Genomic DNA, 25054 nt, shown 5'->3' with positions numbered 1-25054 from the left:
TACTCTCTCAGAGCGCGGACTGCAAATCCAAAAAGCATGCCAAGTTTCTATAGTAAAAAGAGCCCAGGCGATAGCCTGGGCTCTTGCTCGTTTGGTTCGCAAAATCTCAATCCTTATAAGGATCGAACTCATTCGCCCCCGCCATCGCCACGCCAACCGGCGTAAGCGTGTGCAGCACACGAATCGTCGAGCCATGCGCTGCAAGCACCTCCGGCAGGCGCTTGTAGCAGTGCGGCGACTCGTCCAGCCCGCCGCCCTTGAGAACGACGTTCGACCTCTGCATCCAGTCGTTCATCATCTCCGGCTTCACCAGCCCCTCGCGCTTGCAGACGCCGGTCTTGCGGTCGAAGACCCCGGCAGCCTGCTTGCGTCCCATCACACGGCCTGCGCCGTGGACGGTCGAGCACAGCGAAGCAGCCTGTGCGGCAGCCGTCGCCTTGCCCTCCGCCGTGCTGAGGTCGGGCGCCGTGCCCTCGAGGATCACCGACTGCTCGCCCATCGTTCCGCCGACGAAGCCCCGCTGGCCCGGGAAGGCCGGCGTCGCGCCCTTACGGCAGACCCAGAGCTGCCTGCCGTCGTGCTCCTCCAGCCACGCGAAGTTGTGGTGGTTGTGCACCTCCTCCTCGATGGTCGCGCCCAGCAGCTTCGCCACACGCGAGCACACCCAGTCGCGCCCGGCATAGGCGTACGCTCCGCCAAGCTGCATCGCGGCGATGTACTGCGCGCCGAGATCGCTCGTGACGTCGAGGAAGACCGGATCGACCATCATCCCGTCCTTCGCCCCCGCCGCCTTCAGGAACCACGTCGCAATGCCGTGGCCCAGGCCGCGCGAGCCGAAGTGCACCCCGACCCAGACGCGGTCCTGCTCGTCGGTGAAGAGATCGACGTAGTGGTTGCCGGACCCGATGGTGCCGAGCTGGGCCTCCGCCTTGCGCTTGATCGGTGCGGCGGCTTCCGTGGCCCAGCCGGGGTGCGCATCGCGCTCGAAGAGCGGGTGCTCGACGCGCTCGGCGTTCTTCCGTCCGACGCCGAAGCTCAGCGTGCTCCAGATCTCTTCCATGACGCGGTGGATGTTCGCGCGAAGCTCCGTGCCGGGCATGTCGAGGCGTACGGCCTTGTTGCCGCAGGCGATATCGAAGCCGACAGCGGTAGGCGAGATGCGCGACTCGGTCGCTATGACTCCGCCGATCGGCACGCCATAGCCGAGATGGCCGTCGGCCATCAGGGCGAAGCGGTCGGCGGTGCGGGCGCAGAGACGCGCCTGTTCGAGGGTGTTCGCTTCGTGCTCTCCGAAGACGGGGATGTTGTCGATGATCTGCATTGCAGTGTGTTCCTTTCTGGCGGTATCCCCTTTGGTGCCTGTTATCCATCTGCTCTTGGAATCAGCTCGAACGGTGCAAACAGTTTGTTGAAGCAAGGATCGGAAGGGCATGGCTTCAGCCATGCCGATAACGTTTGTGGCACGGTTGAACAGGTTGCGGAAAAGCTCATAGAGGGCAAGAGCGTTTGATCTTCAGGGCCAACGGCCCGTCTCATACCAGCCTGGGGTGGAGCGCAGCAGCGAGCGGTTTCTAGCTCTCTGCAAGCGTAGCCCCAGGTCAGGGGTACCCCCAAGAGCAGAGGGCTGTAAGCCCGATTCATCGTGCCTGCACAGGCGATGAGTCGGGCTTACAGCCCTCAACTCCTTTGCCTGCACCTGACCTGGGGCTACGCTTCCCGAGCCATCACGCTATCGCGTGCCGTCTCGGGTTCGCTCCACCCCAGGCTGGTATGAAACGGGCCGTTGGCCCTGAAGATCAAAGACTCTTTCGTTATCTGTGACTTTTCCGCAGCCTGTGAAACCGTGCCCTTCCGGTCTTTGCCTCCCTGTTTCACTCGAAATGACAACGAGAAAAGCAAAGGCAACAGCCAAAAAAGGGACGTGCCGGGGTTGGGTTGCTCCTCTCGCGCGAATCGCTTGAGTCACAAAAAGAAAGAGCCCAGGCTGTCGCCCGGGCTCGGTAGTACGCGGTGAAGGAGAGGCTTATGCCGCTACTTCCTCCTGCGTGGAAACCTTTGCCGAGGCGACTGTGTAGTTTGGCTCGCCGATCTTGAAGCGCGCGAAGCGGCGGACGCTGATGTTCTCGCCGAGTTTGGCGACCTTCTGAGCGATGAGCTGTCCGATCGTCAAGGATGCTTCCTTGATGAACGGCTGCTCCAGCAGGCAGACTTCCTCGTAGAACTTCGACATCTTGCCTTCGACGATCTTCTCGACGACCGGCGCGGGCTTGCCGGTAGCAGCAGCCTGCGAACGGAAGATATCCTTCTCGCGAGCCAGGTCGGCCTCGGTCACTTCATCCTTGCCTACGAAGCGAGGATCGACAGCGGCGATATGCATCGCGATATCCTTCAACAGCTCCTGGAAGTCGTCGGTGCGCGCAACGAAGTCGCTCTCGCAGTTGATCTCGAGCAGCACGCCGATCTTGCCGCCGGCATGGATGTAGGTTCCCACTGCGCCCTCGTTCGTGGAGCGCGAAGCCTTCTTCGCAGCCGAGGCCATGCCACGCTTGCGGAGGACGACGAACGCCTCTTCCATGTCGCCCTTGGCTTCCTGCAGGGCCTTGAGGCAGTCACCCATGGGGGCGCCGGACTTTTCGCGGAGTTCCTTAACGAGCTTGGCGTCGATCTTCGGAGTTTCAGACATTGCAGTAATTTCCTTCTCGCCCGCACAGGGAGGGCGCGTGAAAAAGGGGTGCAGGCTTGGAAGCCCACACCCCCATATAGTAGGGGGCTTTGATTACGGATCGGCTAATGCCCATCCCTTCAAAGCCGAACCCCTTCCGGGTGCCTAGGCAGTAGCTTCAGCAGGGATGGATTCGGGCTCGGTCTCTGCGGCTGGGGCCTTGCGGATGCCCCCGCCCAGAACGGCGTTAAGGTCGATGGTCTCGGAATCGTCCTCGACATCCTCAACGGATGCCTCGGCCGAACCGGCGGACTCCTGGATCTCGCCGAAGATCTCTTCGCCGTCCTCACCGATGAAGTGAGACTCGGTCGCGATCGGCTGGATGTCGGCATACTCCTGCGACAGGGCCTTCTCGGAGATCATCTGCGTGCCCTCGTAAGCCGAGTCCGCAATCTTCGTGGTGAAGAGGCGGATGGCGCGGAGTGCGTCATCGTTGCCGGGGATCACGTAGTCGACCACGGTCGGATCGCAGTTGGTGTCGACGACAGCAACGACGGGGATACCGAGCTTGCGGGCCTCTGCAACAGCGATGGCTTCGTTGTTCGAATCGATGACGAAGATCGCGTCCGGAAGACGCTTCATGCTCTTGATACCGGAAAGATTAGTCGACAGGCTCTTGCGCTCGCGCTCCAGCTTAATGACTTCCTTCTTCGTCAGCAGCTCATAACGGCCGTCCGTGGACATGTCGTCGAGCTCCTGGAGACGCTTGACCGACTTCTGAACGGTGACCCAGTTGGTCAGAAGACCACCGAGCCAGCGGCTGTTGATGTAGGGCATGCCGGCGCGGGTAGCTTCTTCTGCCACGGCGTCCTGTGCCTGGCGCTTGGTGCCGACGAACAGAACCAGCTTGCCGGTCGCGGTCAGGTCGGTGACGAACTTCGACGCGTCCTTGAACATCTTCAAGGTCTTCTGCAGGTCGATGATGTAGATGCCGTTGCGCTCGCCGAAGATATATTCCTTCATCTTCGGGTTCCAACGCTTGGTCTGGTGGCCGAAGTGGACACCGGCTTCGAGCAGTTCCTTCATTGTGATGCTGGCCATAGAGGCTCCTTATGCGTGCATCGCTTGCGCTGCGACGTGAAGCGATTGAGATCCCCGAGGGGAGATTTGATTCCTGCCACCAGCACGATGCCGGTAGGTGAAGCTAGGGATTAGGGACCAGGGATCAGGGATTAGGAAGTACACAACTTGCGTCGTGCTAATCCCTAATCCCTGTGCCCTAATCCCTAAGCAAGCGCTAGCGCTTGCTGAACTGGAAGCGAGCGCGAGCGCCCTTCTGGCCGTACTTCTTACGTTCCTTGCCGCGAGCGTCACGGGTAACCATGCCGCCGGACTTGAGCGCCTTGCGGAGCTCAATGTTGAACTCCATCAGCGCGCGGGCGATGCCGAGCTTGACTGCGTCGGCCTGGCCGTTGACGCCGCCGCCCTTGACCGTGGTCAGGACGTCGAAGGTCTCGTTGATGTCGGCGATGCCGAGGGGAAGCTTCGCGGCGGCGCGCTGCGCCGGGGTCACGAAGTACTCCTCAAACTGCTTGCCGTTGACGGTGAAGTTGCCCGAACCGGGGCGCAGGAAGACGCGCGCGATGGCGCTCTTGCGTCGGCCGGTTCCGTAATACTGAATCAGGTCTGCCATGATGGTGTCCTTGAAAGTCTCTAGAAGTGCCTGGGGCTAAGGCCCCTCAAAATTGGTTCCGGTGTTTGTTCAGGAAAAACTGAACGAATCCGGTAAAGCTGTACTCGAAGATCCGGGCCTTAGTACTTTGCCGAGGAGTTCGAGCCGACGAGTTCAAGCGCCACAGGCTGCTGAGCGTAGTGCGGATGATCGGCGCCCTTGTAAACCTTGAGCTTGGTAGCCATCTGGCGGCCCAGCTTGCTCTTCGGCAGCATGCCCTTGATGGCTTCTTCCAGAATCTTTTCAGGACGGCGGGCGAGCAGCTTGACGAAGCTCTCTTCGCGCAGGCCACCGGGGAAGCCCGTGTAGCGGCGGTACAGCTTCTGGCCGGCCTTCATGCCCGTCAGGTGAATCTTCTCGGCGTTGATCACGATGACGTGATCGCCCATGTCGATGTAGGGCGTATACAGAGGGTTGCGCTTGCCGGCCAGGACGGAGGCGGCTTCAGAGGCGAGGCGGCCCAGGGTCTTGCCGTTGGCGTCGAGGACGAACCACTTGCGGACGATATCTTTGCCGCTGGGGATCGTGGTGGTGTTATTCAGATTCACGGTTTACTCCTTGGTTCTGCCGTCTTCGTCCTTCGTGGCCCGGCTTGTAGCTCGAAGACTTTGTGGACTCTTTACAGCGTTAGGCGGCAAAACGAGCGCAGGCACGATTGCCCGCACACGAGGAAGCCGGCGTTGCGATGGAGCGCACAGAGCCTTTGCTAGGAATCTAGCGGCAGGGCTGGGGAGTGGGTGCTTCGATGGCCGGCTTATTTGTGCCTTGCCCCGGTGGACTCACCTCGGTGTCTCGCTCTACCCTCTCGTTGCCGCCCAAAACCCGGGCACACGGAGGTGCAGGCGCGAAACTGCGCGAGATTCCAGCCTAGCCAAAGGGCTGACCAATGTCAATGTTTTCTTTGCCCACTTCGCAGAGTCCGAGACGTCAGGGCGATAATCGCCCAAAGTTGAGCCTTTAGTCGATTATCCACCCTTTTCCTCCCATTTGCGCACTTTTGGGGCGCCTAAAAACTGAACGACGTCCCAAAGCTAATGAGGCGGTTCGCCGCCGTACTGGCCGTCGTATTTCCCTGGAACGGGTTATTGAGCGAGATCGACTGGCCGAAGAACGGGGAACCCAGCACTCCCACCGGAACCCCGGGATTGACGTGATTCAGCACGTTGTCCGCTTCGAAGTTGAAGCTCAGGTCATAGCGTGGATCGGGCTTGGGAGCCGGAGTCTTCGGAGCAGGCGTTCCTGGCGGAAGCGGTTCCGGAGCCGGTCGTGGACCGAACTTCACGTGTTTCGACAGACCCAGCTCCCAGTACACAAAGCTCGGCGAGTTGCCGTAGTTGATAGGGATGATGGTCTGCGTGGGCAGGGGAGACGTATCGAAGTTGCCGAAACGTGTCCTGACGACGGAGGGGCGGGTAAGATCGGTCGCGAAGGCGGGCCGGTCGTTGAACTGCGTGTCGCCGTTCAGGTCGGTCCCGGTGGTGATGTTGAACGGAACGCCGCCCTGCCAGGAGAAGAAGGTATAGCTGCTGATGCCGAGAGGCAGATCCAGCGAGGCAAAGCTGAAGAGACGATGCCGCGAGGTGGCGGTGCGGCCGAAGTCGACGCTGGGATCGTATTGGTTGGAGGCAAAGCTGGTGGCCCCGGAGGCATCGGACTTTTTGGCCGGTATGACGTAGGCCGCGAAGAGGTTAATGCGCTTGGTGGCCTGATAGTGGCCGTTGATAAAGAAGACGGTGCTCTTCGTCGTGCCGGTCGCGGCAAACTGGTAGACGTTCTGCTGGGTGCCGAGCGGACGAACGCCGCTGGTGGGGTCTCCATAGATATAGGTGCCGGGCAGCGGGGCGTTGATGTTGCGTGTGAGCCACTGGTGATCGCCACGGTTATAGAGGTAGTTCGCGCTGACATTGCCCTTTTTGCCGAGGGCACGTTCAGCGGTGAATCCGCTGGTGATGGTGTACTCGGAGCGCAGGTTGGGAGCGACCTGGTAGATCGTTGGAGGGCTTGAGATGAGGGACGACAGCGAAGGCTTGGTGAGGGGATAGAGGTCCGAGCTCGGATTATTAAGGGTGTAGGAAAGCTGTGCCACACCGTTCTCGCGAATCGTGGTGAGCAGGTTCGTCGCCTTGAACCGGTCATAGAACAGGCCGGTCCCGGTGCGCAGCACGACAAACGGCTGTCTCTTGTCGGTCTGGCCAACGGCCCACGCCAGACCTATACGTGGCGCGGGATCTACATGGTCGGGAATCGCCGATTGTGTCTCGAAGCGAAACCCGAGATCGACGGTAAAGTCCTTGCGCGGCTTCCATTCGTCCTCGGCATAGAGGGAGAGGTCTCCTGTCGAGACGGAGGCGTTGGTCTGCCCGCCGGTGATGGTCAGCTGCGTGGCTCCTCCGCAGATGGGGCTCGTGCTGGTCGTTGTCTGCTGGCAGGTCGCTCGAATGGTCTGATCGCTGGCCCCGTTCAGCAGGCCGGCCTGGGTGATCTGGTAGGCCGTGATGTTGGGAAAGATGTACTGACCGTTGTAGTTGGCCGTGGCAAGGTTTGCCTCGCGGTACAGGCGATAGCGTCCCCCCATGCGGAAGAAGTGCGTCTTGTGTTCGAGGGAGAAGTACTCCTGGAACTCGTAGGCGTCCTGGTTGTCGTGCAACTGCTGGGCGGGACTGCCGCCGCCGTTGAAGGCACCCTGCACGACGATGGTGGGCGAGGTGTCGGTAGGGTTCTGCTGCAGGCGTGTGCGGATGTACTGGAAGTGCATCTCGTTGGTCATCTTGGTGCCGATGACCTGGGTGTTGCTGAGCTGCAGGGTCTGGGTCGTTGTCGAGCTGTTGTAGCCCTCGGACGGTAGTACGAGCTGGCCGATGCCGCTGTTGGTCAGCGAGGCCCGGTTGAACTGGTAGTGTCCGGTGAAGGTGTTGTTGGTGCTCCACTGGCGATCGAGCTTGGCGCTGAAGTAGCCGGTTGTCTGCGGGTTGGTGACGGTCTCGGTAATCGCGAGAGGCTGCAGGTTCGCATCGAGCGTGGTGGCATTGACGATCGAATTGTTCAGCTGGTCGTTGTAGGAGCCGTCGGTAAAGAAGGAGGTGTTTTTGCCGATCGGGCCGCTTACATTGCCATAGAAATGAACCGAGTGATACGGCGGCTGCGGGCCTGTGCCGCTATAGGGATTGCGGGCGTTGAAGACGTCGTCGTTGCCGTAGGTGTTGATCTCGCCGTGGAACTTATTGCTGCCTGGCTTGGTGAAGATCTCGATACGGCCGAAGCCCAGCTCGCTGTACTCCGCGGAGAAGGGGTTCTGGTTGATGCGGATCTCGCGGATGGAATTCTTGGGCGGGAACTGGCCGCCGCTGAAGCCGTCGACGTAGACCTGAGGAGGCTGCTGGGGATCGCCGCCGCCGGCGAGCGCAAGGACCTCCTGCTGAAAGGTTCCGTCGTCGGTGGAGAGGGACTTGAGATCATCTCCTTTGAGAACTGTGGCGCTCTTGTTGTCGGCCCCGGCGGTGCTGGAGGAGGTGTCGGCGGCCACGTCTACCTGCTCGGTCTGGGTAGCGATGACCAGCGAGGCAGGCAGGTTGGTGACCGTGCCCTGGCCAATGATCTTTGCGGTGCCGACATAAGGATCGAAGCCGGCGGACACGATGATGACTTCATAGGAGCCGGCGGGCAGGCTGAGGTTGAAGCGCCCTGTGCTGTCGGTCGTGATATTGCGCTCGATCCCGTGACCCTCTATATGCACGGTAGCGGCTGCCACCGTGGCTCCGGAGGGATCTACGACGACGCCTGTGAGTACACCATCTTTTGTGGAGCTTGCTGCGGGGCCTTGTGCGCGGCAGGCTATTGAACCCATGAATCCAATCAAACTCAGCAAGAAAACACAGTACGACCGCCAGCGGTTCGGCATTAAGACCACCTAAGAAAAATCACGTAATGAGGGCCCGTGTTCCCCTTTAGACCGTGAGAAGGCAGAGAGGTCATCTTAGTTATCGAATATTTGATCTGGAGGGTAATGAAGTTGATAACAAGGGCGGTTGGTCTTTGCTTTGCGGAGCGTAAAGTTCTGATATGAGCGCCACCCGGATCTTGTTCGTTCTGCTGGGCCTGACGGTAGGAATGGCCGCCCAGCAGCCTGTCCTTCAGCCAAGCACTCCACCGGTAGCGGCAGAGCACGATCCGGTTATCGATGCGGCGGCTCTTGAGATTGGTCGCGCACTATTCCTGCGCTGCTTCTGCGCGGACAATAATCTCAGCTTCGACATCGAGGGAAGAGCGCAGGGCTCCGCTAAAACTACGGACTGGACGTTGTCCGGCATCAACGTGCAGAAGGTTGTGCGCAAGGGGCCGGGCGCGATTGAGCTGGAAGGTGTGCGAGTCGCGATTCGTTATGCGACCGACCGGCATGAGTTCGACCGGCATCCTCAGAACGATGAAAGGATGCGTCTCACGCTTGCCGACAAAGGCGATGCCACGGCTTTTGAACGAGAGTTGCAGATGGTGTTCTCGATCGGTATCGACCGACCCCTGCAGCGCTCCATGCCCGAGCACTGGCAGCACTACTTCGATCCATCGATGACGTGGCCGCAGGACTTGCTGACGGGGGCGCAGATTGTTACCTTCGCGGCTGTGCCGTCCGCAGGCAGCTCGCAGGCTGTGGTTACGCATCGTGCGGAGGCTGGTTATACGCTTCCGGCTTCGCACGATCACGTTACCGGAACGGTCCACATGCGCCTGGTGGTCGACACGGAAGGCGTAGCGCGGCATATTGCGATCGTTCAGCCGCTGGGCTACGGGCTGGATGCTCGTGCGGTCGAGGCTGCGGCGAAGTATCGCTTCACGCCAGCGATGCTTGATGGCAAGCCTGTGGCGTCAAATGTGCTGATGAACCAGGATTTTCTGGTGGTGCAGATGCCGCAATAGTTGTTGAGCTCGAATGGCAACCAGAAAAACAAAGTTAACAACAATTCTAGCCGGGGTCATTGCACAGTATTCCCATGTCCATTCGGGAGCGGTCATCTATGTCCGCCTTGAATCAGTCCGGATGAACCACATATCTGCGGAGACCCTGAACGGGTCGCTCCATGAGATGAAGGCTGGCAATGCACAGCAGGAACGTCCCCGCAATCGTAAAGGCTGCTCGCCAGAAAAATTGAGGCCAGCTAAATATCGGAGACGCGAGGTATTTGTCGAACAGGTAGATAAAAAAGACATGGTACATATACATGCTGTAGCTGATGGCTCCCAGAAACAGCAGAGAGGAAGACCTCAGCCATCGAAACGATCGCGATCCCGGATGATAGAGGATGTAGCGAATCGTGCAATAGACAAGGTAATTCGTCGTAAGGAGAATGAGCGCGCTTGCCCTGTTGTGTATGCTGCCTGCGAGGATGCCGACCTCATAGATGAGTGCCACAACAAAACAGGGCCTGCTGTTGAATATTTTTAAAAAGCGTCGCACCATCGGTGTAGCGCCCTCGCCCTCTAGCATCCATTCACAGGCAAGCAAAGCGCCCATCGCCAGGCCGTCGAAGCGATACCACGTGCTTCGAAGCATGGCGTGTCCCGTAACGGCGAGCATGAACGTTCGCAGTCCGGCCGAGAATGCAATCACTGCAATGCAGATCCGATAAATATTTGGAATGGAGAATCGGCGGATGATCTGGGGCCAGATGAGATAGAACTGCTCCTCGATCGAGAGAGTCCACGCAGGTCCGTTGTCCTGAACGTGAAATTTATCATCGAAGTTCACGATGAACAATAATGCGAGAAAGACGTAGCCACGGCTTCCCGGGATCAAAAGCCAGGTAACCAGTAGATGAACCAGGTAGACCGGTTGAATCCTCAGTACGCGCTTCCAGTAGAAGTTATGGAAGAAGCTTTTCTTCTCTCGTGAAGTGAACAGCAGCGAAGTGATGAGAAAGCCCGAGAGAACAAAGAAGACGTCGACACCAAACGCCCCTAAATCCGCAATGCGAACTGCAATTCGCCATGCGATAGGTTGGGTTACGGCATGATGGTTGGCTCGCCCGGTAATGAAGAGGTGCAGAACCAGTACGGAAGCCGCGGCACATCCCCGCAGCCCATCCAGTTCTTTGACATGCTGCAGGTTTTTCCTCATCGCTAAGTCTTGCCTCATGCACGGGTGCGATTACTTCGATACGAGAACTACGAACACGATGAGCTGCAACGTAACCTTTCAAGAAAGGGCTATGCGGTCAAGGAACCATAAGATTGAATGCTCTGGATATACCGAGTTTATAGCTTCTTTCCGTTCCCGTTTAATGTTCCAACTGGTTGGTGCTCGGCTGCTGACCCATCTTCGTGATGAGTGGTTTTGGGGTGTGGCGCTTGTGCGTTCGTGTTACTGTCGTCGGTTCCGCGGGATCGAGGCGGTAGAGGATCAACAGGTTGCGGTCGGGGTCGTCCATCGACGGAAACGCTGCGACGCGCTCGATGCGGTAGAGCGGAGTGAGCGCATCCATCTTGTCGTCGTCGAGTTCGTTCCACGCGGCATACCAGCCGGGACGGTATTGCTTTACGCGCTCATCGAGATCGAGCGTTCCGAAGTCGTCGTCGATGGACGGCAGGCCGGTCATCAACGTCAGGTCGGAGCCGGAGATCGACAGTACGAGATGAGGATGGGTTTTGTCAGAGAGAACGATACGCTTGATGCTGTTGGCCGCGGACTCGAAGGTGTACTCGGGATGCCGGATGAAGTAAAGCTGCAGGAGGGCGTCGGGAACCACGATGCCCAGCACGGCCAGCGCCGCGAGTAGAGAGGCGACGAGTTTTGCGCGGGGTGCGTGGTTCTGGCGGAAGCAGTCGATGCCCAGCGCTACCAGCACCGTAATCGGCGCGGCGATGACGAGGTAGTACCTCGGCTGCAGATTATTGTGATACGCGAGGAAGGCGAAGTATCCGCCGACCCAGAGCAGCAGCGAGGGCACCAGAGGGTTGCGGAAGAGTCTCGGACGCCAGAAGAGAGCCAGCGCCAGCACAACGAAGAACAAGGGATAGATCACGTGGCCCATCCACCCGCCGTCGGTGATGGTGTTCAGGATGACGGTGGGGAACGGTTCAAGTTCGATGCCGGTGTACGCGTTAGCGGAGAAGAGATACTTGTAGTCCGCCAGATAGTGCGGGCGCACGATCAGCAGGATGTAGGCGAGCCAGAGGCCTATCGCCATCAGCGCGGGGAGGATGGCGAAGTGAAGCGCGGTGCGGAGGCGATATCCTGCTCGTGCCCAGATCATGTAGGCGACGGCTGGAACAAGAAAGACGGCGGTGGTCTTGGTGAGGACCATCGCAGGGAGCAGTAGTCCGAGCGCAAGGGCGGGAAGCAACGCCTTGATCGGTCCTCGCCGGAAGCTGAAGGGCTGCAGATGCGAAGCCGCCAACAGCGCAAGGGCGGTGAGCGCGATCAGCAGCGGCTCCAGGATGGCCATTCGCTCAAAGACGTAGAAATAAGGGCTGGCGCAGAGAAACAGGATTGCGATGGGAGCGGCCAGTGCAGGACCGGAGCTGTGCGTCTGGGACCGGGTATGGCGATGGATGAGCCGATAAAACGTGAACAATGTAAGAGCGAAGATGCAAAGCGTAAGCGCTCGTGCGGCACCGGCGGAGACTCCGGTAAAACGAAAGACGATCCACTCGATTGCTGGCCAGACCGGCAGCGCGACCGCGGGATTGAAGTCGCCTTTCCAGTACCAGTGGCCGGTCAGGTAGTGCCGGATGGCCGCGTCGCCGTACCAGCCCTCATCGGTGTACTTTGCCCAGTCCATCCAGGGAGAGTTGTTAGGGAAGTCAGCGTTGAGGTGGAGGAAGTGCAGCGCGAAGAGTACCGCGGCTGCGGCAAGCATTGTCCAGCGCAAAAAGGATGCAACGGAAGTGCGCGACGATTGAGGGTCCACGTCCGGGGAGATCCCCTCGACGCGGGGTGGGTCTACGGCTTCGGTCGCGGGGTACGGAGGCATCGGCAAGGCTCAAAAACGGAACGCACAAAAGAGGCAATTCAGACGGTACATCTGTCTGATGCAACTTCGCTACAGTTTGCAGTTCTTGTCATTATAAGTTCGGTTGAGTTTCTGCTCTGGATCTTTCGGCAGCGCCACTACTCGATCGGCCACTACAGAGGTTTCGGCTGGAGTCGTAGGGCCGATGCGTATACTGGCCACATCAAAACGTAGAGGAATTGGCTTAATGAGTGATCCGATATCGCGAGTGGGCAAACTACAAACATTAAGGCCTGCATCTCGCGAGACTGGCTGGAGCCGGGAAGCCACCGTGGCCGTTGTTGTAACGCTGTTGGTGTTGCTGGTTCGCTTCTGGTATGGATGGCATGTCAGCTTCTGCGGCACACCGGATTCCTGTGCCTATCTGGCTCTGGGGGAATCCCTGAGCCATCATCATGGCTTTTTGCAGAACTTTCTCTATCAATACCAGTTCGTCAGTCTGCATGTGCCGACGAATGGCATGGAGTACTGGCGGCCCGGCGTTAGCCTCCTGCTTCTGCTTACACAGCCCTTTGGGGGAGTAACCCTGCACTCAAGCCTGATCGTTACAGCGCTGGCCGGGGTTGTAACCGCCCTGGCTGCCTGGCGGATAGCCTCCAACTTTACCGATAACAGGGGCGTCGCCTGCGCCAGTTTCCTGCTGTGTCTTGTCCTGCCGCCATTCTGGTCCGGTTCGATCTCACCGGATTCTTCGCTCTACTATGGAGCGTTCGCCGCCTGGTTCCTTGCCCTGTTTTCGGTTCGCTTCCGCGGCTATCGCTCCGATATCGCAGCTCTGTTCTGTATCGCGGGTCTTAATTTCATTCGCAACGATGCCATTCTCCTGTTGGTTCCGATGGCAGTTGTGTTGTGGTTGCGGAGGCGGTCCGGCGAGCCTCGTGGCACTTCGATGCCCTACGTCGTGCTGCTGGTGGCTGGTTTCTTTGCGGCAACACTTCCTCTGGATATTCTCAACTACGCGGTGACGGGGAAGTTGTTTCCAGGAGGCGCTTCCCAGGTACTGTATCTCACGAACCTCTCTGAGCTGACGAGTTACGGTAATCCCGCGCCCGACATCCACAGCATGCTCGCCTTCGGCATCTCCGGGCTCGTCAAGCTACGTGTTGTGACTCTTCCGCTCATCCTCTATCGCGCTCTCTTCCTCTATATCGGCTTTGCTATCGTTTTTCTGGCAGGATTGGCTCTTCGCCGTGGCACTCGCACCACAGAAGAACTTCCGTTACCGGAGTTTGCCGGCGGCCTCAGCTTCGCTCTCACCCTCCTTGGTGTCTATGGTCTGGTGCTTCCGGCCATTGGCGGGTTTTCCGCACTGCGCTCTTTTACCGGACTGCTGCCCCTGGCAGCTGTCCTTATTGTGGTGGGTATCTACAGGGCAACGGATTCCAGCACGATGGCTCGCGGGCTGGTCTCTGCTGTGATCCTGTTTTACCTCACAACGGGAACCATGGAAGACCGCCGCGAGCAGGGCGGCCTGAACCAGACCGGCGATCAGGATCGTCTTGTCGCAACCTATCTATCCGCGCATGGAGGGATTGCGGGCCGTAGTCTCATCATGACGAATGATGCGGCGCAGTTTTCTCAGACCACGGGCTATGCCGCGGTTCCTGTGCCCAACAATGGTTTGCTCGCAATTCAAAAGGCTATTCAGGATTTCAGGCCACCCTATGTCCTGTTGAACACAGAAGGTATGCCGGGTTCGGAGACGGTGGTGCAATCGATATTGCAGCCCGCCGGCATGGCGAGGATCCCAGGAACAACCGTTCTTGTCCTGACAATGGCGTCATCTCGCCCGTAACGTGAGGCTCTTCCGAAGACGGGAGAACTGCAAGACCCTAAGTCCGCAGCCGCCTGGTCCATTGCGAAGCCGCGTGGAGAAGAAGGATGACGATCGCGACGATGAGCCAGGGCTCCAGGCACAGAAAGCCCGCTACCCAGAGCTTGGACAGCCTGAAAGCATGCGGGATATGGAACGCTACATTCATCACGAGAATGGTGTGTATGGGAAGCAGGAAGACGGTGGACAACGCAAGGACCGCTCTGGCCTGGAACGACTTCGGATGCCGGAAGACGAACAGGAGCGCCAAGAGGATGATGCCGGTGTTGTACGTGCGCTGGTAGATGGGCAGTAGCCCGATCAAGCTGATGGCAGAGAGGAGCAGCCAGCTCTTTTGAGGGTCGTGAGCGTGTGACTTCCGCAGGATCATCAACCACCACAGCGCCAGGAGAGATGCCGTGGTCCACGCCAGCACGTTGGCCAGGGGGATGCTGTGATAGATGGCATAGAACGGCATCTGCAGGTTGATGCAGGCAGGGTTCGGCCCAAAGAAGGAGGCGGCCCCGTCATAGGAGAACAGGTAGGTCGTGTTTTCCCGCAGGTGAAGGAGCCAGGCTCGTCCAATCGGTGCGAGGAAGGCCAGAGTGAAGAGGGAGATGGCGGCGACAAAACCTGCGCAGAGGCCGAGCAGTTTCCATCGTTTCCCCAGAAGAAAGAAGAGCAGGGCCGGGGGGCCTATGGTGGGTTTGATGCAAAGGCACAAGGCTAGCAGGAGCGCGGCGCCAGCGTTGTTTTCTTCATGGGCCAGTAGGAGACTCAGGAGAAACAGGATGCAGGTGATTGCACTGGGGTTCGCCAGGCGGATGGCGGTGTGTATGGGTGCCAGTCCAAAGGCAAAGGCGAGAAAGAACCAGCGGCGGGAGCTATGCCAACTGGTGTTGACCAGGGCCGAAAAACGGAGAACAAGCAGCGTATAGAGCGCGGTGCATAACAGCACGTAGAGGGCGCGCGCGGTGACCCAGCGAAAGAGTGCCAGCGGAAAGAAGAGCGGGAGTGCGGTAGGAGGATAGATCGGGCGCTGGGCGGAGGCGTCGAGGCCTATGTCAGGATCGGCGCCGCGAGCCATCCATTCCTCCAGGACCCCGGGGTACTTGTAGGGGTCCTGGTGGTGCATCAGCCTTATGGCAGCAACGTAAGGGGCTGCCATATCGTTGCCCTGCTTATGCATGGCGAGAACGGGGCCCCTCACGAGGAACTCCGCGAACGCGAGCACTGTCAGCAGAATGGCGAGTTTGAGGCGCAGGGTACTCGGAGTTGGAGATCGGTGTTCGGTCACGGAACCTGTCTACTCATACGAGAGAGCATCGATGGGATCTTTGCGTGCTGCCTTGAGCGCGGGATAAAAGGCCCCTAACAGTGCTCCCAACAGTGCGATTCCAATTGCCTTGAAGACCCAGTCCGTCGTAACGGCGAAGCTCAGGGTTGGGAACCGGTTGTGCAGCACGGCACGAAGCATATAGGTCGCAGCGACGCCGATGGCAATTCCCGCTGAGGCAAGCAGCATGGTCTCGCGCAGCACGACGGAGACGATACTGAGTTGTCCCGCACCCATCGATTTGAGAATGCCGATCTCTCTCGTGCGCTCCATCACGGCGGTGTACATGGATTGGAAGATGACCATGAACCCGATGATCGTCGCAATGCTGATGACAACTCTGAGCGCGATGTTGAAGCCGGGCAGATGGTCGGGAGTGAGGGTGGAGAGGAACTCCTGCATGGTCTGGACACTCCAGTCCTGCAATCCGTCGGTATGGAGAATTTCGCTGCGGATCGCCTCCTGATACTGCGGCTGCTCCTCTGTGCGGAGATAGAACATGGTGGCCTTGCCGGGGCTGTTGTCGAGGGCCTCCATGGTCTGGAGAGGGATGAATTTGCGGCTACCTTTGCCATGCTCGACGATGCCGCAGACCTTGAAGTTGTGGTTGAGCACCTTTACAGAGTCGCCGACGTTGAGATGCGGCGTTGCGGCTGCCTGCAGGTCGTCGATGATGAGATCGTCGGGGCCTTTGAAGGGGCCGCCCGATACGAAGGTAAAGGCCCGGAGCGCGTTGAAGGAGTTGAAGTCGATACCGTAAACGGTCTCCAGTGAGGTTCCGGCCGTGAGCTTGATGTAGACCGGGGAGACGACCTGCACGTGCGGCAGCTTGGCGAGCACATCGGCGACGCGGACGTCGGCAGAGGCAGAACTGGTGTTCATGAGAGCACTGGCGGCGCCGGGGTGCACAATCATGTCCCCGCCGATGCCGGAGGTCTGTGCGCGGGACCCGTTGAGGATGCCGTAAAAGATCGCCACAACCGAGAGAATCATGATGACTTCGATGGCGACAGCGAAGGCGCTGATGACCGAGCGAAGCGGACGATGGACCAGATTGCCGACAATGAGTTTGTTCATAGGGTTACGCTAAATTTCCAATTGTGACCGGGAAAGGCACCAGCTTTTTGATAATCATGCCATGCCGAAGGTGCGTTCGGCGGTTGGAGGCGCGGCCTTTTCAGGATCAAAGATAGAGCTGACGACCGGAAGGACGTACCTGCAGGCAAAGGCGAGAATCACCATGTATTGTGTCGTGGCCACCATGCCGAAAAGCCCGCCCACAGCGCCCTCCGGACCCGTATGTGCGACGACCAGGACCGCAATGATCGCGGCGGGATGACTCCGGACATCGCCCAGGAACCAGGAGACGACAAAAAAGATAGCAGCCATACAAAGAGGCGCAACGAGAAGCACGCCGGTCAACCCGCCTTCCCGATAGAGATCGGCGGAGACTCCAAAAGAGACGCTAGTGTAAACATCGTCGTCGGTGATGGCGCCGACCTGGTGTCCGTAGAGGTTGCCAAAGTAGACGAAAGGTTTATCGGGCCAGAAGACGCGAGGAATAATGTTTTCCGCACTTTCCACCAATGGCTCATAACCCATGGGGCCGTATTGTTCCGTTACTCCAATGAGCGCATCATCGGGCGACAGCATCTGAAGCCTGTCAAAGAGACCCATGGAGTGATTGTAGTAAGCCAACTTGCCGTATACGCCCGCGGTGTTTTCTGCATTTGCCTTGACGACTTCATCCATGTGGGTAAGCAGATGGACGGCGAGCCTTGCATTCTCTACCTCACCCCCCTCGTTGAAGATTCTGCCGTATTGTGAGTAAGGAGTCGCGTACGTGTAGGCTACGTAAGCAACGATCACGAGCGAGATGATGTTAACGATCTTCAGCCTGTAGCGGCATATTGCGGCCGCGAGAACCCAACAGAAGGCGGGAGCGAAGAGAGCCTGCTTGGAAAAACTCAAGAGGCCTTCTCCCGTTGAAAGCGCAAACAGGAAGAACAGCCAGGGGGTGATGCTGCGCTGTCCATGGCTGGAGCGAATGGTATACATCACGCCCAGAATCAGAGCGAAGGGCAAAAAGTGATCGCCGTTATAAATAGTCTGGATGAGGCTGCCCGATATCAGTCCTAATGCGGCAAGCGCGTAAATGACCTTGAGGAACAGGGCTATAGCTGTTGAGCCTATATAGACAGAGCGCAGACTCGGCATGGGAAGCCGGGCTTGAATAAAGGATTTACGGGGCCGGAAGCGGCTTTCGACATAGGCCCCGAACAGCATCGCGAGCATCCCGAAGAGGTAGACCTCCATCGTGCGCTCGGGGTTAATCAGGTTGCTGCTGGCTGGTTCCCCTACGCACGCTTTCACGACAAGACCTACGATGGCTGTGAGCGTGGCATTAAAGAAGATGTAGGCGCCTACGGGGCGATCGAGGCCTCCAGCGATATTGAAAGCCGCCGTCGCGGTAAGAATGAAGGCGAAGGCGCAGAGCGCAAACATCAGTTGCGTTTGCTCGAAGATTTGCACAATGAAAAGTGCCGTGGCGAACGTGGTGGCCCAAGCATAGGAAATCCGCTCTGGATAAGGGATATGCATTGGACATCTCATTCTAGCAAAGCAAATTCGCTGGTCCGCCGGCATCCTGTTGTTTTGACAGGAATGCCATGATCGACCTGGGAAACCTGTTTTTGCTTTTCTTGTTGTCCTTCCTGCGAGAAGGACAACAAGAAAAACAACCACCCTCCGACCCACCTCGCAAAAGCGCGAAGTGCTCCACTCAGGATGACGTCACTGTGGGGGCAAAATGAGGCCGATAGTCGAAGAACCGCTTCAGGCGCAGGAATCGTTTCTCATAGAGATGATAGGAGAGATACGCTGCCCCCAGGGAGATCGCAAAGACCAGGCATCCTGTGAGCACCACCTCAACCCCTTTATTGGGGGTGAGGTAGACGGCGATAGCTCTTTTCAGAGGAGCCTGCAGGTAGCTGAAAAGGATCAAGTGCAGAACATAAAGGCCATAGCTGTACTTTCCCAGGCTCCGCAGCGGCCGGACCTCGAGGAGACGCTGGCCTATGGAGCTTGCCAGGGACCAGGCGATGAGCCCTGCGTATCCCGCGGCCACCAGTGTATAGCGGAAGGCAAGCTGAAAAGTCGGCCAGAATGATGGGAGGATGCCCCCTCCTGGAGGGATCGCCGCCCGCAAAAACACCGCCGCCAGAATGCACGGGATGACAAAGAAGGGAGCAACGCGCAAAACCTTGTCATGGGCCCGGCTGCGAAGCAAAAGAGCAAGTGCCGCCCCGGCCAGGAGGGTGTCCGCACGGCAAAAGGTGTTGTTGTGGACGGTGAAATATCCCGCGCCGTGCATCCAGCACCCCAGTCGTGCCAATGGACAGACGACCAGGCTGAGGGCGCAGATTCGCAGCAGGTTCAGACGCGTGCGTGTGAGATAGACCAGCAGCGGCCAAACGAGATAAAACTGCTCTTCGACCGCCAGAGACCAGAAGTGGCCCAGCGGCAGGGATCCTGTATAAGCCGCCACGGGGATGGCGATCAGACTCGTGTTCTGCAGGTATAGCCCTAACGACCACAACTCCCGGTTCCAGGAGAGGCCGTATACCAATCCAGCAACGATATAGAGAATCAGGACCCCATAGTACAGAGGGAAGATACGCAGTACGCGCCGTGCGTAAAACTTGCGAAAGAAATGTGGATCTTGAAGGGAATCGTAGAGTATCCCCGTAATGAGAAAACCGGACAGAACAAAGAAGAGATCTACGCCGGTTGCGCCAAAGGCGAACAGCGACGCGATGGCGCGGGTTCCAGCCGAGTGGGGGTTCCCAGGGAAGAGATGAGAGGCAGTTACACCTAGAACGGCCAACCCGCGAATCCCGTCGAGTTGAGGCAGGTGACGCGCGTAGGGACTGGCTTCCGCGGTCGATGAAGAGCGGCCTGGGGTGCGCATCAAGTTGCTTCAGAATAACAAACGCTTCGATTGCGAGTTTGCAGTCGGGGGTAACTTCTTTATTAGTATGAGTGGAAGCACCCGTAACGATTTAGGTGCGGTAGTGAATGCTCATTCGCGATCTTTATATAGTTCGTGGCATTCTGGCATGGGATATATGCTGGCTCCTTCCGGAACAGGTAATGGGGGCAGACGGTTTCACAAGAGGTAGATACAGGAGCGAAAGATACTTGCGTGGGCTCCAGGAGCGCCACGGCACGGTCTTCGCAGGGCCACAGTAATGTCGATCTGCTCTTGTAGCAGTGATCGGGTCCGCCAGTATGGCGACACGGTTCGCATAGGCCGAACCGTTGGAGATCGAAGGTGTCCTTCGGCAGAGACTTGCAACTGGAACGTGAAAACCGCGGGGTGTCGCTGGAAGAGCTCGCACAGGGCACAAAGGTGCCGTCGCGCTTTTTGTGCGCCCTGGAGGCCGACAACTTCAGCGGCCTGCCCGGTGGCGTCTTCAATAAGGGGATTGTCAGCAGCTACTGCCGCCACCTGGGAATCGCGGAGGAGTCGTGGCTCGCGCGGTTTGCCGCCAGCACCCATACCAGTAGCGATGAGCGGGACTGGGCGGTCTTTGCGGAAAACGTAAAGCGCAATCGCGTACAGATGGGAACGGGCATGCGCCAGCGCTGGTGGGGCGTGCTGCTGCTTCTGATCGTTCTTGTCGCGCTGGCCTGGGTGACCTGGCACTACGTCATTCAGCCTGGAGTCCGTCCCTACGGCGTGTTTTCCTCGAGTATGCTCCGGCTGCTGGAGAATCCTGGTTCGGGATTGCAGGGGACTGGCGCCTGTTAGGGCGTGCCCTCAAATTCTCAGGTTCAAGCTAACGCTGAAGGCCCGCCCCTTCAAAACAAGAATCTAGCGACTGATGTCCCTGCCCGTCACCTGAGAACGAGCCTGCGTCAATTTCCCGTTGGCGTACGTCTCTATCTTTCAAAGGTTCATGATTGAGCAGCACGCGCCCCCGGTAGCCCTGGTGTATCTACTGCATTTCTTGTCAAAACTCATTTCTAAAGAGGCGCGGCAACACGCTGCTTGACCGTTATCTCTCTGGAGGGGTTTTTTGATGGGTGGTGTTCGTGCAGTTGTCCTGATGTTGATTTGTCTTTGTACGGTTAGCGCCGTTTCTCAAACCGCAACGACTTCACTACGCGGGGTTGTGAAGGATTCGAGCGGTGCACTGGTTCCGGGCACCTCCGTTACGCTTCTGGACAATGCGACCAACAATACCTATCGTGCTGTCACCAATGCCTCCGGCTTTTACATCTTTCCGGTCATCGCTCCGGCGCACTACCTCATTACCCTTACTGCCGGTGGCTTTGCTCCGCAGAACCGGACTGCCGAACTGCTCGTCAACCAGCCGGCCACTATCGACTTTACCCTCAGCGTAAAGTCCGACACCATAACGGTGGACGTTAGCGCGGCCACCCAAACCCTCAATCTTACGGATGCCAGCATGGGCAACTCCGTCGGAAACACGACGATCCAGGCACTGCCGATGGAGGGCCGCAATCCCGTCTCCCTGCTCAGCCTGCAGCCTGGCGTGCTCTATCTGGGACAGACTGCGAGCACTGCCGATAGCCGCCAGGGCTCCGTTGCCGGAGGCCGCTCGGACCAGGGCAACATTACGCTGGACGGTCTGGATGACAACGATCAGATTAATGGCACAGCCTTCACCGGTATCCTGCGCTCTACCCTCGATTCCACCGAGGAGTTTCGCGTCACGACCTCCAATGGCACCGCTGAGGCGGGCCGCTCCTCCGGTGCTCAGATCAATCTGGTCACCAAGTCCGGAACCAATCAGTACCATGGCGCACTGTATGAGTACTACCGCCCTACGAACACTGTCGCCAACGATTTTTTCAACAAGTACGATCAGCTGGCTACTTCGCCGGCACAACCGAATATCCCCCAGAAGTATGTTCTGAACACCTTTGGCGGCAGCATCGGCGGGCCCATCAAGAAGGACAAGCTCTTCTACTTCTTCAACTACGAAGGACAGCGCCAGGCCATCGATGCGGTCGTCAAGGACACGGTACCCACGACCACCTTTATGCAGGGAGAGTTGAGTTACCCCGACCTCAATGGGAATGTCCAGACGTTGACTGCTGCGCAGGTTGCGAAGCTGGATTCAGCCTGCACCGGCAATACGTTCAATGGAGCGCCGGTCTGCCCTGCGGGCCCCGGAGCCAATGCTGCCATCCTCGCCTACTATGCGAACGTGCCTGCCGTTGCGCCTACGTCGAATCCCATTCTCGGCGACGGACTCAACAGCGGCGCATATATCTTTACGTCGCCGGCGCCCTCTACTCTCAATACGAGCATCCTCAAGATCGACTACAACCCGAATGGTGCGAACCATATCTTCGTTCGCGGAAACCTGCAGAAGGACACGACGTCCGCACCGGAGAATCTTCCTGGGCAGCCTGCTGCCAGCTACACAGACGACAACACGAAAGGGATCTCCGCCGGTTATACCTGGATTCCTACTGCCCGCATCGTCAATGACCTGCGTTATGGCTACATTCGCCAGGGATACCAGATCAGCGGGCAGGGCGCCGGCGATTACGTTACTGTCGTTGGATTTACCCAACCCACAGCGCTGACCCGCAACACCATCCTTCATGTCCCGGTGAACAACATCACCGACACCTTGAACTGGAACAAGGGCTCGCACACCTTTGCGTTTGGCGGCAACTGGCGCATGATTACCAACCAGCACGGCACCGATGCGAACTCCTTCGATAGCGCCGAAACCAATCCCGCCTATGCCAACGCTTCTACCTTGCCGCTCCCGGCTGGCGGCATCAACGCAAACTTTACGAACTCCTGGATGTACGCGTACAGCGGCCTCATGGGCGTAGTTCCGGAGCTTACGAACTTCTACAACTACCAGGTGACTGGTCCTAACTCTGCCACGGCCATACCCGATGGGGGCTTCGTCAATAAGAGTTTCCGCGACAACGAATTTGAATATTTTCTGCAGGACACCTGGCACGCCCGTTCCAACCTGACGTTTACCTTTGGCGTGCGGCATACCGTCCTGCAGACTCCCTATGAGACCAATGGCCAGCAGGTCGCGCCAACGATCGATACCGATGCCTGGTACAAGGAGCGCGAATCCGCCGCACAGCAGGGACAGATCTACGAGCCTTTGATCTCCTTTGCCCCGGCTGGTAAGGCCAACGGAAAGCCGGGTTACTGGCCCAAGCAGAAGGCCAACTTCGCGCCTCGTATCGGGGTGGTCTTTGCACCCGATCCCAAGACGTCCATCCGGGCCAGCTTCGGCATGTACTTTGATCACTACGGCGAGGCCCTCGTGAACTCCTTCGACCAGGAAGGCTCCTTCGGTGTCAGCGCCTTCAGCTCCAACCAGGCTGGGCAACTGGGCTTCGAAACTGCTCCCCGCTTTACCGGCCCACACAACCTTCCCAATATTCCTCTGCCGGCCCTTTCTCCGACTCAATCCTTTCCATTTACGCCTCCGGCCGATGGATTCGGGATCGAATGGGGTCTCGACAACCGCCTCAAGACTCCCTATGCCGAGGCTTTCAACGTCTCGATCCAGCATGAATTCCCCAAGGGCTTCGTCTTTGAGGAGGCCTACGTCGGTCGTCTAGGACGTCATCTCCTCCAGCAGGTCGACATGGCGGAACCGGTTAACTACGTCGACCCTCAGGGGGGCGGCGATTACTTCACCGCTGCTGCCAAGCTCTCTGCTGCGGTGGATGCTGCACCCTATGGAAAGTTCAACGGAAGCACTCAGAAGGTGGCGAATGTTGCGCCTATTCCATACTTCGAGAATGTCTTTCCCTATATGAAGGGCCTCGACTACCCGGGGGAGAGTGCCACCCAGTCAGTCTTCAATAACACGTGGGCTCCTGAGCGCTATACCAACGGTGAGACCTTCTCTCTCGCACTGCTGGAGAACATGGTGTGCAGTTGTTTCGCCAACGGCCCCGCGCAATCCCGCTTCTGGAGCAGCCAGTTCTCCTCGCTCTATGCGTGGGATTCCATCGGGACCAGCTCCTATAACGCCCTGCAGTTCACGCTCCGCCACCCTGCTTCGCACGGCCTGACGATTGATGCCAGCTACACCTTCTCCAAGTCGCTCGATATGGGCTCAGAGACGGAGCGCGCCAGCCAGGAAGGGAACACGGACGGCTCGTATACCAACTTCGCGATTCAGAACACCTGGAATCCCAAGCTCAACAAGGGACCTTCGGACTTCGACACCCGTAGCCTGATCACCGGGGACTGGGTCTATGTCCTGCCCGTCGGTCGTAACAGGGCTTTGCTTGGTAGCTCGAAGCACATCGTGGACGCTTTTATTGGCGGCTGGCAGTGGTCCGGCCTTGCTCGCTGGACCAGCGGATTGCCCTTCACGCTCAACTCGCCCGCGTTCCCGACGAACTATAACGATCCGGGCTTTGCGTTCAAAGTGGGCAACGTCAATACGAAGAAAAACTTTGTCGCTGGCATTCCCCACGTCTTCGATGCCGCTACCACCAGTGCTGTTACGAGCGGCATTTACACCGGCAACGGTCCTGTTCGGCTTCCTTATGCAGGAGAGGCAGGACAGCGCAATAACTTTCGCGGCGACGGCATCTTCGACATCGACTCCTCGCTCACCAAGAGCTGGAATATGGGGAGCAGGCTAAAGCTCAGGTTTGCGGCTGAGGTTTATAACGTCACCAATTCCGCTCGCTTTGACGTCAGCGGGAATGGATTGACCGCGCATATCGCCAACCAGGCCTTCGGCGCCTATAACTCAACGGTCTCCACGTACCGGCGTATGCAGTTTGGTCTGCGGCTGGATTTCTAGGGTGGGGGCGGCAATCGCCTTGAGGCTACGGAATCAGGAGCAGGAGAGAATGGGGCTTTGGGCAGTGTCCTGAGGAATCGGAACAACAACGAATCTCCTATTTTGTTCGCCCACAGAGACGTCATCCTGAGCGGAGCCCTCGCGCTTTTTGCGAGGTGCGGAGTCGAAGGACCCCGAAGGACTTAATCTCTCCCAAGAGGTCGGGACCTTTTCCAGCACGAAAATCCAGGCTCGAGCGCTTGAGGTTGAAAAGGGGCAAAGGGTATAGGTAAGAGGTCAACCCTCGGGGTCCTTCGACTCCGCGTCCCCAAATACCGGGACGCTCCGCTCAGGATGACGCTTCTGTGGGGAAATGCAAAACAAAAACTATGCATGCAGCGAGCTTGATATTCGCTCTAAATCGTCAGGGAACGCGCTTCGCGCTGTATTGTTTATCGTTCTTTTATTCGACGGCTCTTTGAGCCGATCCTCAGTATCGACAGGTAAAACTGCTGATTCCTTCCTGAAAGGAAATCGCAGGAAAAACAATTTCAGCGCATAATGGAATCTTCATTTCAGCAAAACGGAACCTGGACTTATCGGAATCCGTAACCAGAAGACCAACGCAGCCAGTGATCTCCCGGATCTCAGCGGCTGTGGCATCTTTTTTATTTTCCTGATTGCTG

The 25054-nt window shown here is 58.2% G+C and carries 16 protein-coding genes; 4 read left to right on the top strand and 12 right to left on the bottom strand.

Going from position 1 to position 25054, the window contains the following annotated elements:
- Nucleotides 1-106: 106 nt before the first annotated feature.
- The 6 genes from ACIX8_RS22695 to ACIX8_RS22665 all read right to left on the bottom strand — a co-directional run bounded on the left by ACIX8_RS22695 (nucleotide 107) and on the right by ACIX8_RS22665 (nucleotide 8238).
- The gene (locus ACIX8_RS22695) at nucleotides 107-1444 is read right to left on the bottom strand and encodes an RtcB family protein (protein ID WP_223295420.1); all 1338 of its coding nucleotides are present in this window, start codon (nucleotides 1442-1444) and stop codon (nucleotides 107-109) included.
- Nucleotides 1445-2023: 579 nt separating this feature from the next.
- Nucleotides 2024-2683, bottom strand: a complete 660-nt coding sequence (locus ACIX8_RS22685) for a translation elongation factor Ts (protein WP_014267736.1) — start codon at nucleotides 2681-2683, stop codon at nucleotides 2024-2026.
- 144 nt (nucleotides 2684-2827) lie between these two features.
- Complete coding sequence (gene rpsB, locus ACIX8_RS22680) at nucleotides 2828-3763, bottom strand: 30S ribosomal protein S2 (protein WP_014267735.1); 936 nt, start codon at nucleotides 3761-3763, stop codon at nucleotides 2828-2830.
- Between the two features lie 196 nt (nucleotides 3764-3959).
- The gene (gene rpsI / locus ACIX8_RS22675; RefSeq protein ID WP_014267734.1) at nucleotides 3960-4355 is read right to left on the bottom strand and encodes a 30S ribosomal protein S9; all 396 of its coding nucleotides are present in this window, start codon (nucleotides 4353-4355) and stop codon (nucleotides 3960-3962) included.
- A gap of 119 nt (nucleotides 4356-4474) precedes the next feature.
- A complete protein-coding gene (rplM, locus tag ACIX8_RS22670) occupies nucleotides 4475-4942 on the bottom strand; it encodes a 50S ribosomal protein L13 (RefSeq protein ID WP_014267733.1) in 468 nt (155 codons plus the stop codon).
- Between the two features lie 458 nt (nucleotides 4943-5400).
- Nucleotides 5401-8238, bottom strand: a complete 2838-nt coding sequence (locus ACIX8_RS22665; RefSeq protein ID WP_190273723.1) for a TonB-dependent receptor — start codon at nucleotides 8236-8238, stop codon at nucleotides 5401-5403.
- Nucleotides 8239-8453: 215 nt separating this feature from the next.
- Between ACIX8_RS22665 and ACIX8_RS22660 the strand changes: the two genes are divergently transcribed.
- Nucleotides 8454-9305 carry an energy transducer TonB gene (locus ACIX8_RS22660; RefSeq protein ID WP_014267731.1) on the top strand — a complete coding sequence of 284 codons (852 nt, stop codon included), beginning with the start codon at nucleotides 8454-8456 and terminating at the stop codon, nucleotides 9303-9305.
- Nucleotides 9306-9417: 112 nt separating this feature from the next.
- On the opposite strand, the gene ACIX8_RS22655 is transcribed toward ACIX8_RS22660, so the two are convergent.
- Both ACIX8_RS22655 and ACIX8_RS22650 read right to left on the bottom strand, forming a co-directional pair.
- The gene (locus ACIX8_RS22655) at nucleotides 9418-10503 is read right to left on the bottom strand and encodes an acyltransferase family protein (protein ID WP_014267730.1); all 1086 of its coding nucleotides are present in this window, start codon (nucleotides 10501-10503) and stop codon (nucleotides 9418-9420) included.
- A gap of 160 nt (nucleotides 10504-10663) precedes the next feature.
- Nucleotides 10664-12358: an ArnT family glycosyltransferase gene (locus ACIX8_RS22650; RefSeq protein WP_014267729.1), complete on the bottom strand. Its 1695-nt coding sequence runs from the start codon at nucleotides 12356-12358 to the stop codon at nucleotides 10664-10666.
- Nucleotides 12359-12584: 226 nt separating this feature from the next.
- Between ACIX8_RS22650 and ACIX8_RS22645 the strand changes: the two genes are divergently transcribed.
- Nucleotides 12585-14192: a hypothetical protein gene (locus ACIX8_RS22645; protein WP_014267728.1), complete on the top strand. Its 1608-nt coding sequence runs from the start codon at nucleotides 12585-12587 to the stop codon at nucleotides 14190-14192.
- A gap of 37 nt (nucleotides 14193-14229) precedes the next feature.
- Here ACIX8_RS22645 and ACIX8_RS22640 read toward each other — a convergent pair whose 3' ends face one another.
- The 4 genes from ACIX8_RS22640 to ACIX8_RS22625 form a co-directional block, all read right to left on the bottom strand.
- Nucleotides 14230-15507, bottom strand: coding sequence for a glycosyltransferase family 87 protein (locus tag ACIX8_RS22640; RefSeq protein WP_014267727.1), 1278 nt, complete (start codon nucleotides 15505-15507; stop codon nucleotides 14230-14232).
- A 9-nt stretch (nucleotides 15508-15516) separates the two neighbouring features.
- The gene (locus ACIX8_RS22635) at nucleotides 15517-16623 is read right to left on the bottom strand and encodes an ABC transporter permease (RefSeq protein ID WP_014267726.1); all 1107 of its coding nucleotides are present in this window, start codon (nucleotides 16621-16623) and stop codon (nucleotides 15517-15519) included.
- A gap of 54 nt (nucleotides 16624-16677) precedes the next feature.
- Nucleotides 16678-18147 carry a hypothetical protein gene (locus tag ACIX8_RS22630; protein ID WP_014267725.1) on the bottom strand — a complete coding sequence of 490 codons (1470 nt, stop codon included), beginning with the start codon at nucleotides 18145-18147 and terminating at the stop codon, nucleotides 16678-16680.
- A gap of 181 nt (nucleotides 18148-18328) precedes the next feature.
- Nucleotides 18329-19516 carry an acyltransferase family protein gene (locus ACIX8_RS22625; protein ID WP_014267724.1) on the bottom strand — a complete coding sequence of 396 codons (1188 nt, stop codon included), beginning with the start codon at nucleotides 19514-19516 and terminating at the stop codon, nucleotides 18329-18331.
- Nucleotides 19517-19879: 363 nt separating this feature from the next.
- Here ACIX8_RS22625 and ACIX8_RS24935 point away from each other — a divergent pair, with 363 nt between their 5' ends.
- Together ACIX8_RS24935 and ACIX8_RS22615 are read left to right on the top strand one after the other, a co-directional pair.
- Nucleotides 19880-20359 carry a helix-turn-helix domain-containing protein gene (locus ACIX8_RS24935; RefSeq protein WP_014267723.1) on the top strand — a complete coding sequence of 160 codons (480 nt, stop codon included), beginning with the start codon at nucleotides 19880-19882 and terminating at the stop codon, nucleotides 20357-20359.
- A 271-nt stretch (nucleotides 20360-20630) separates the two neighbouring features.
- A complete protein-coding gene (locus ACIX8_RS22615; protein WP_014267722.1) occupies nucleotides 20631-24389 on the top strand; it encodes a TonB-dependent receptor in 3759 nt (1252 codons plus the stop codon).
- Nucleotides 24390-25054: the final 665 nt, after the last annotated feature.

It is taken from the genome of Granulicella mallensis MP5ACTX8, assembly GCF_000178955.2.
In the GTDB taxonomy this organism is placed as follows: Bacteria; Acidobacteriota; Terriglobia; order Terriglobales; family Acidobacteriaceae; genus Granulicella; species Granulicella mallensis.
This window is presented reverse-complemented; position numbering and strand designations above follow the sequence as displayed.

Excerpts from the sequence above, each read along its gene's own strand:
- ACIX8_RS22625 (WP_014267724.1), bottom strand. The coding sequence starts at position 19,516 with ATGCGCACCCCAGGCCGCTCTTCATCGACCGCGGAAGCCAGTCCCTAC.
- ACIX8_RS22615 (WP_014267722.1), top strand. The coding sequence starts at position 20,631 with ATGGGTGGTGTTCGTGCAGTTGTCCTGATGTTGATTTGTCTTTGTACG.
- ACIX8_RS22650 (WP_014267729.1), bottom strand. The coding sequence starts at position 12,358 with ATGCCTCCGTACCCCGCGACCGAAGCCGTAGACCCACCCCGCGTCGAG.
- ACIX8_RS22685 (WP_014267736.1), bottom strand. The coding sequence starts at position 2,683 with ATGTCTGAAACTCCGAAGATCGACGCCAAGCTCGTTAAGGAACTCCGC.
- ACIX8_RS22645 (WP_014267728.1), top strand. The coding sequence starts at position 12,585 with ATGAGTGATCCGATATCGCGAGTGGGCAAACTACAAACATTAAGGCCT.
- ACIX8_RS22655 (WP_014267730.1), bottom strand. The coding sequence starts at position 10,503 with ATGAGGAAAAACCTGCAGCATGTCAAAGAACTGGATGGGCTGCGGGGA.
- rpsI (WP_014267734.1), bottom strand. The coding sequence starts at position 4,355 with ATGGCAGACCTGATTCAGTATTACGGAACCGGCCGACGCAAGAGCGCC.
- ACIX8_RS22630 (WP_014267725.1), bottom strand. The coding sequence starts at position 18,147 with ATGCATATCCCTTATCCAGAGCGGATTTCCTATGCTTGGGCCACCACG.
- rpsB (WP_014267735.1), bottom strand. The coding sequence starts at position 3,763 with ATGGCCAGCATCACAATGAAGGAACTGCTCGAAGCCGGTGTCCACTTC.
- ACIX8_RS22660 (WP_014267731.1), top strand. The coding sequence starts at position 8,454 with ATGAGCGCCACCCGGATCTTGTTCGTTCTGCTGGGCCTGACGGTAGGA.
- ACIX8_RS22695 (WP_223295420.1), bottom strand. The coding sequence starts at position 1,444 with ATGGCTGAAGCCATGCCCTTCCGATCCTTGCTTCAACAAACTGTTTGC.
- ACIX8_RS22635 (WP_014267726.1), bottom strand. The coding sequence starts at position 16,623 with ATGAACAAACTCATTGTCGGCAATCTGGTCCATCGTCCGCTTCGCTCG.
- ACIX8_RS22665 (WP_190273723.1), bottom strand. The coding sequence starts at position 8,238 with ATGGGTTCAATAGCCTGCCGCGCACAAGGCCCCGCAGCAAGCTCCACA.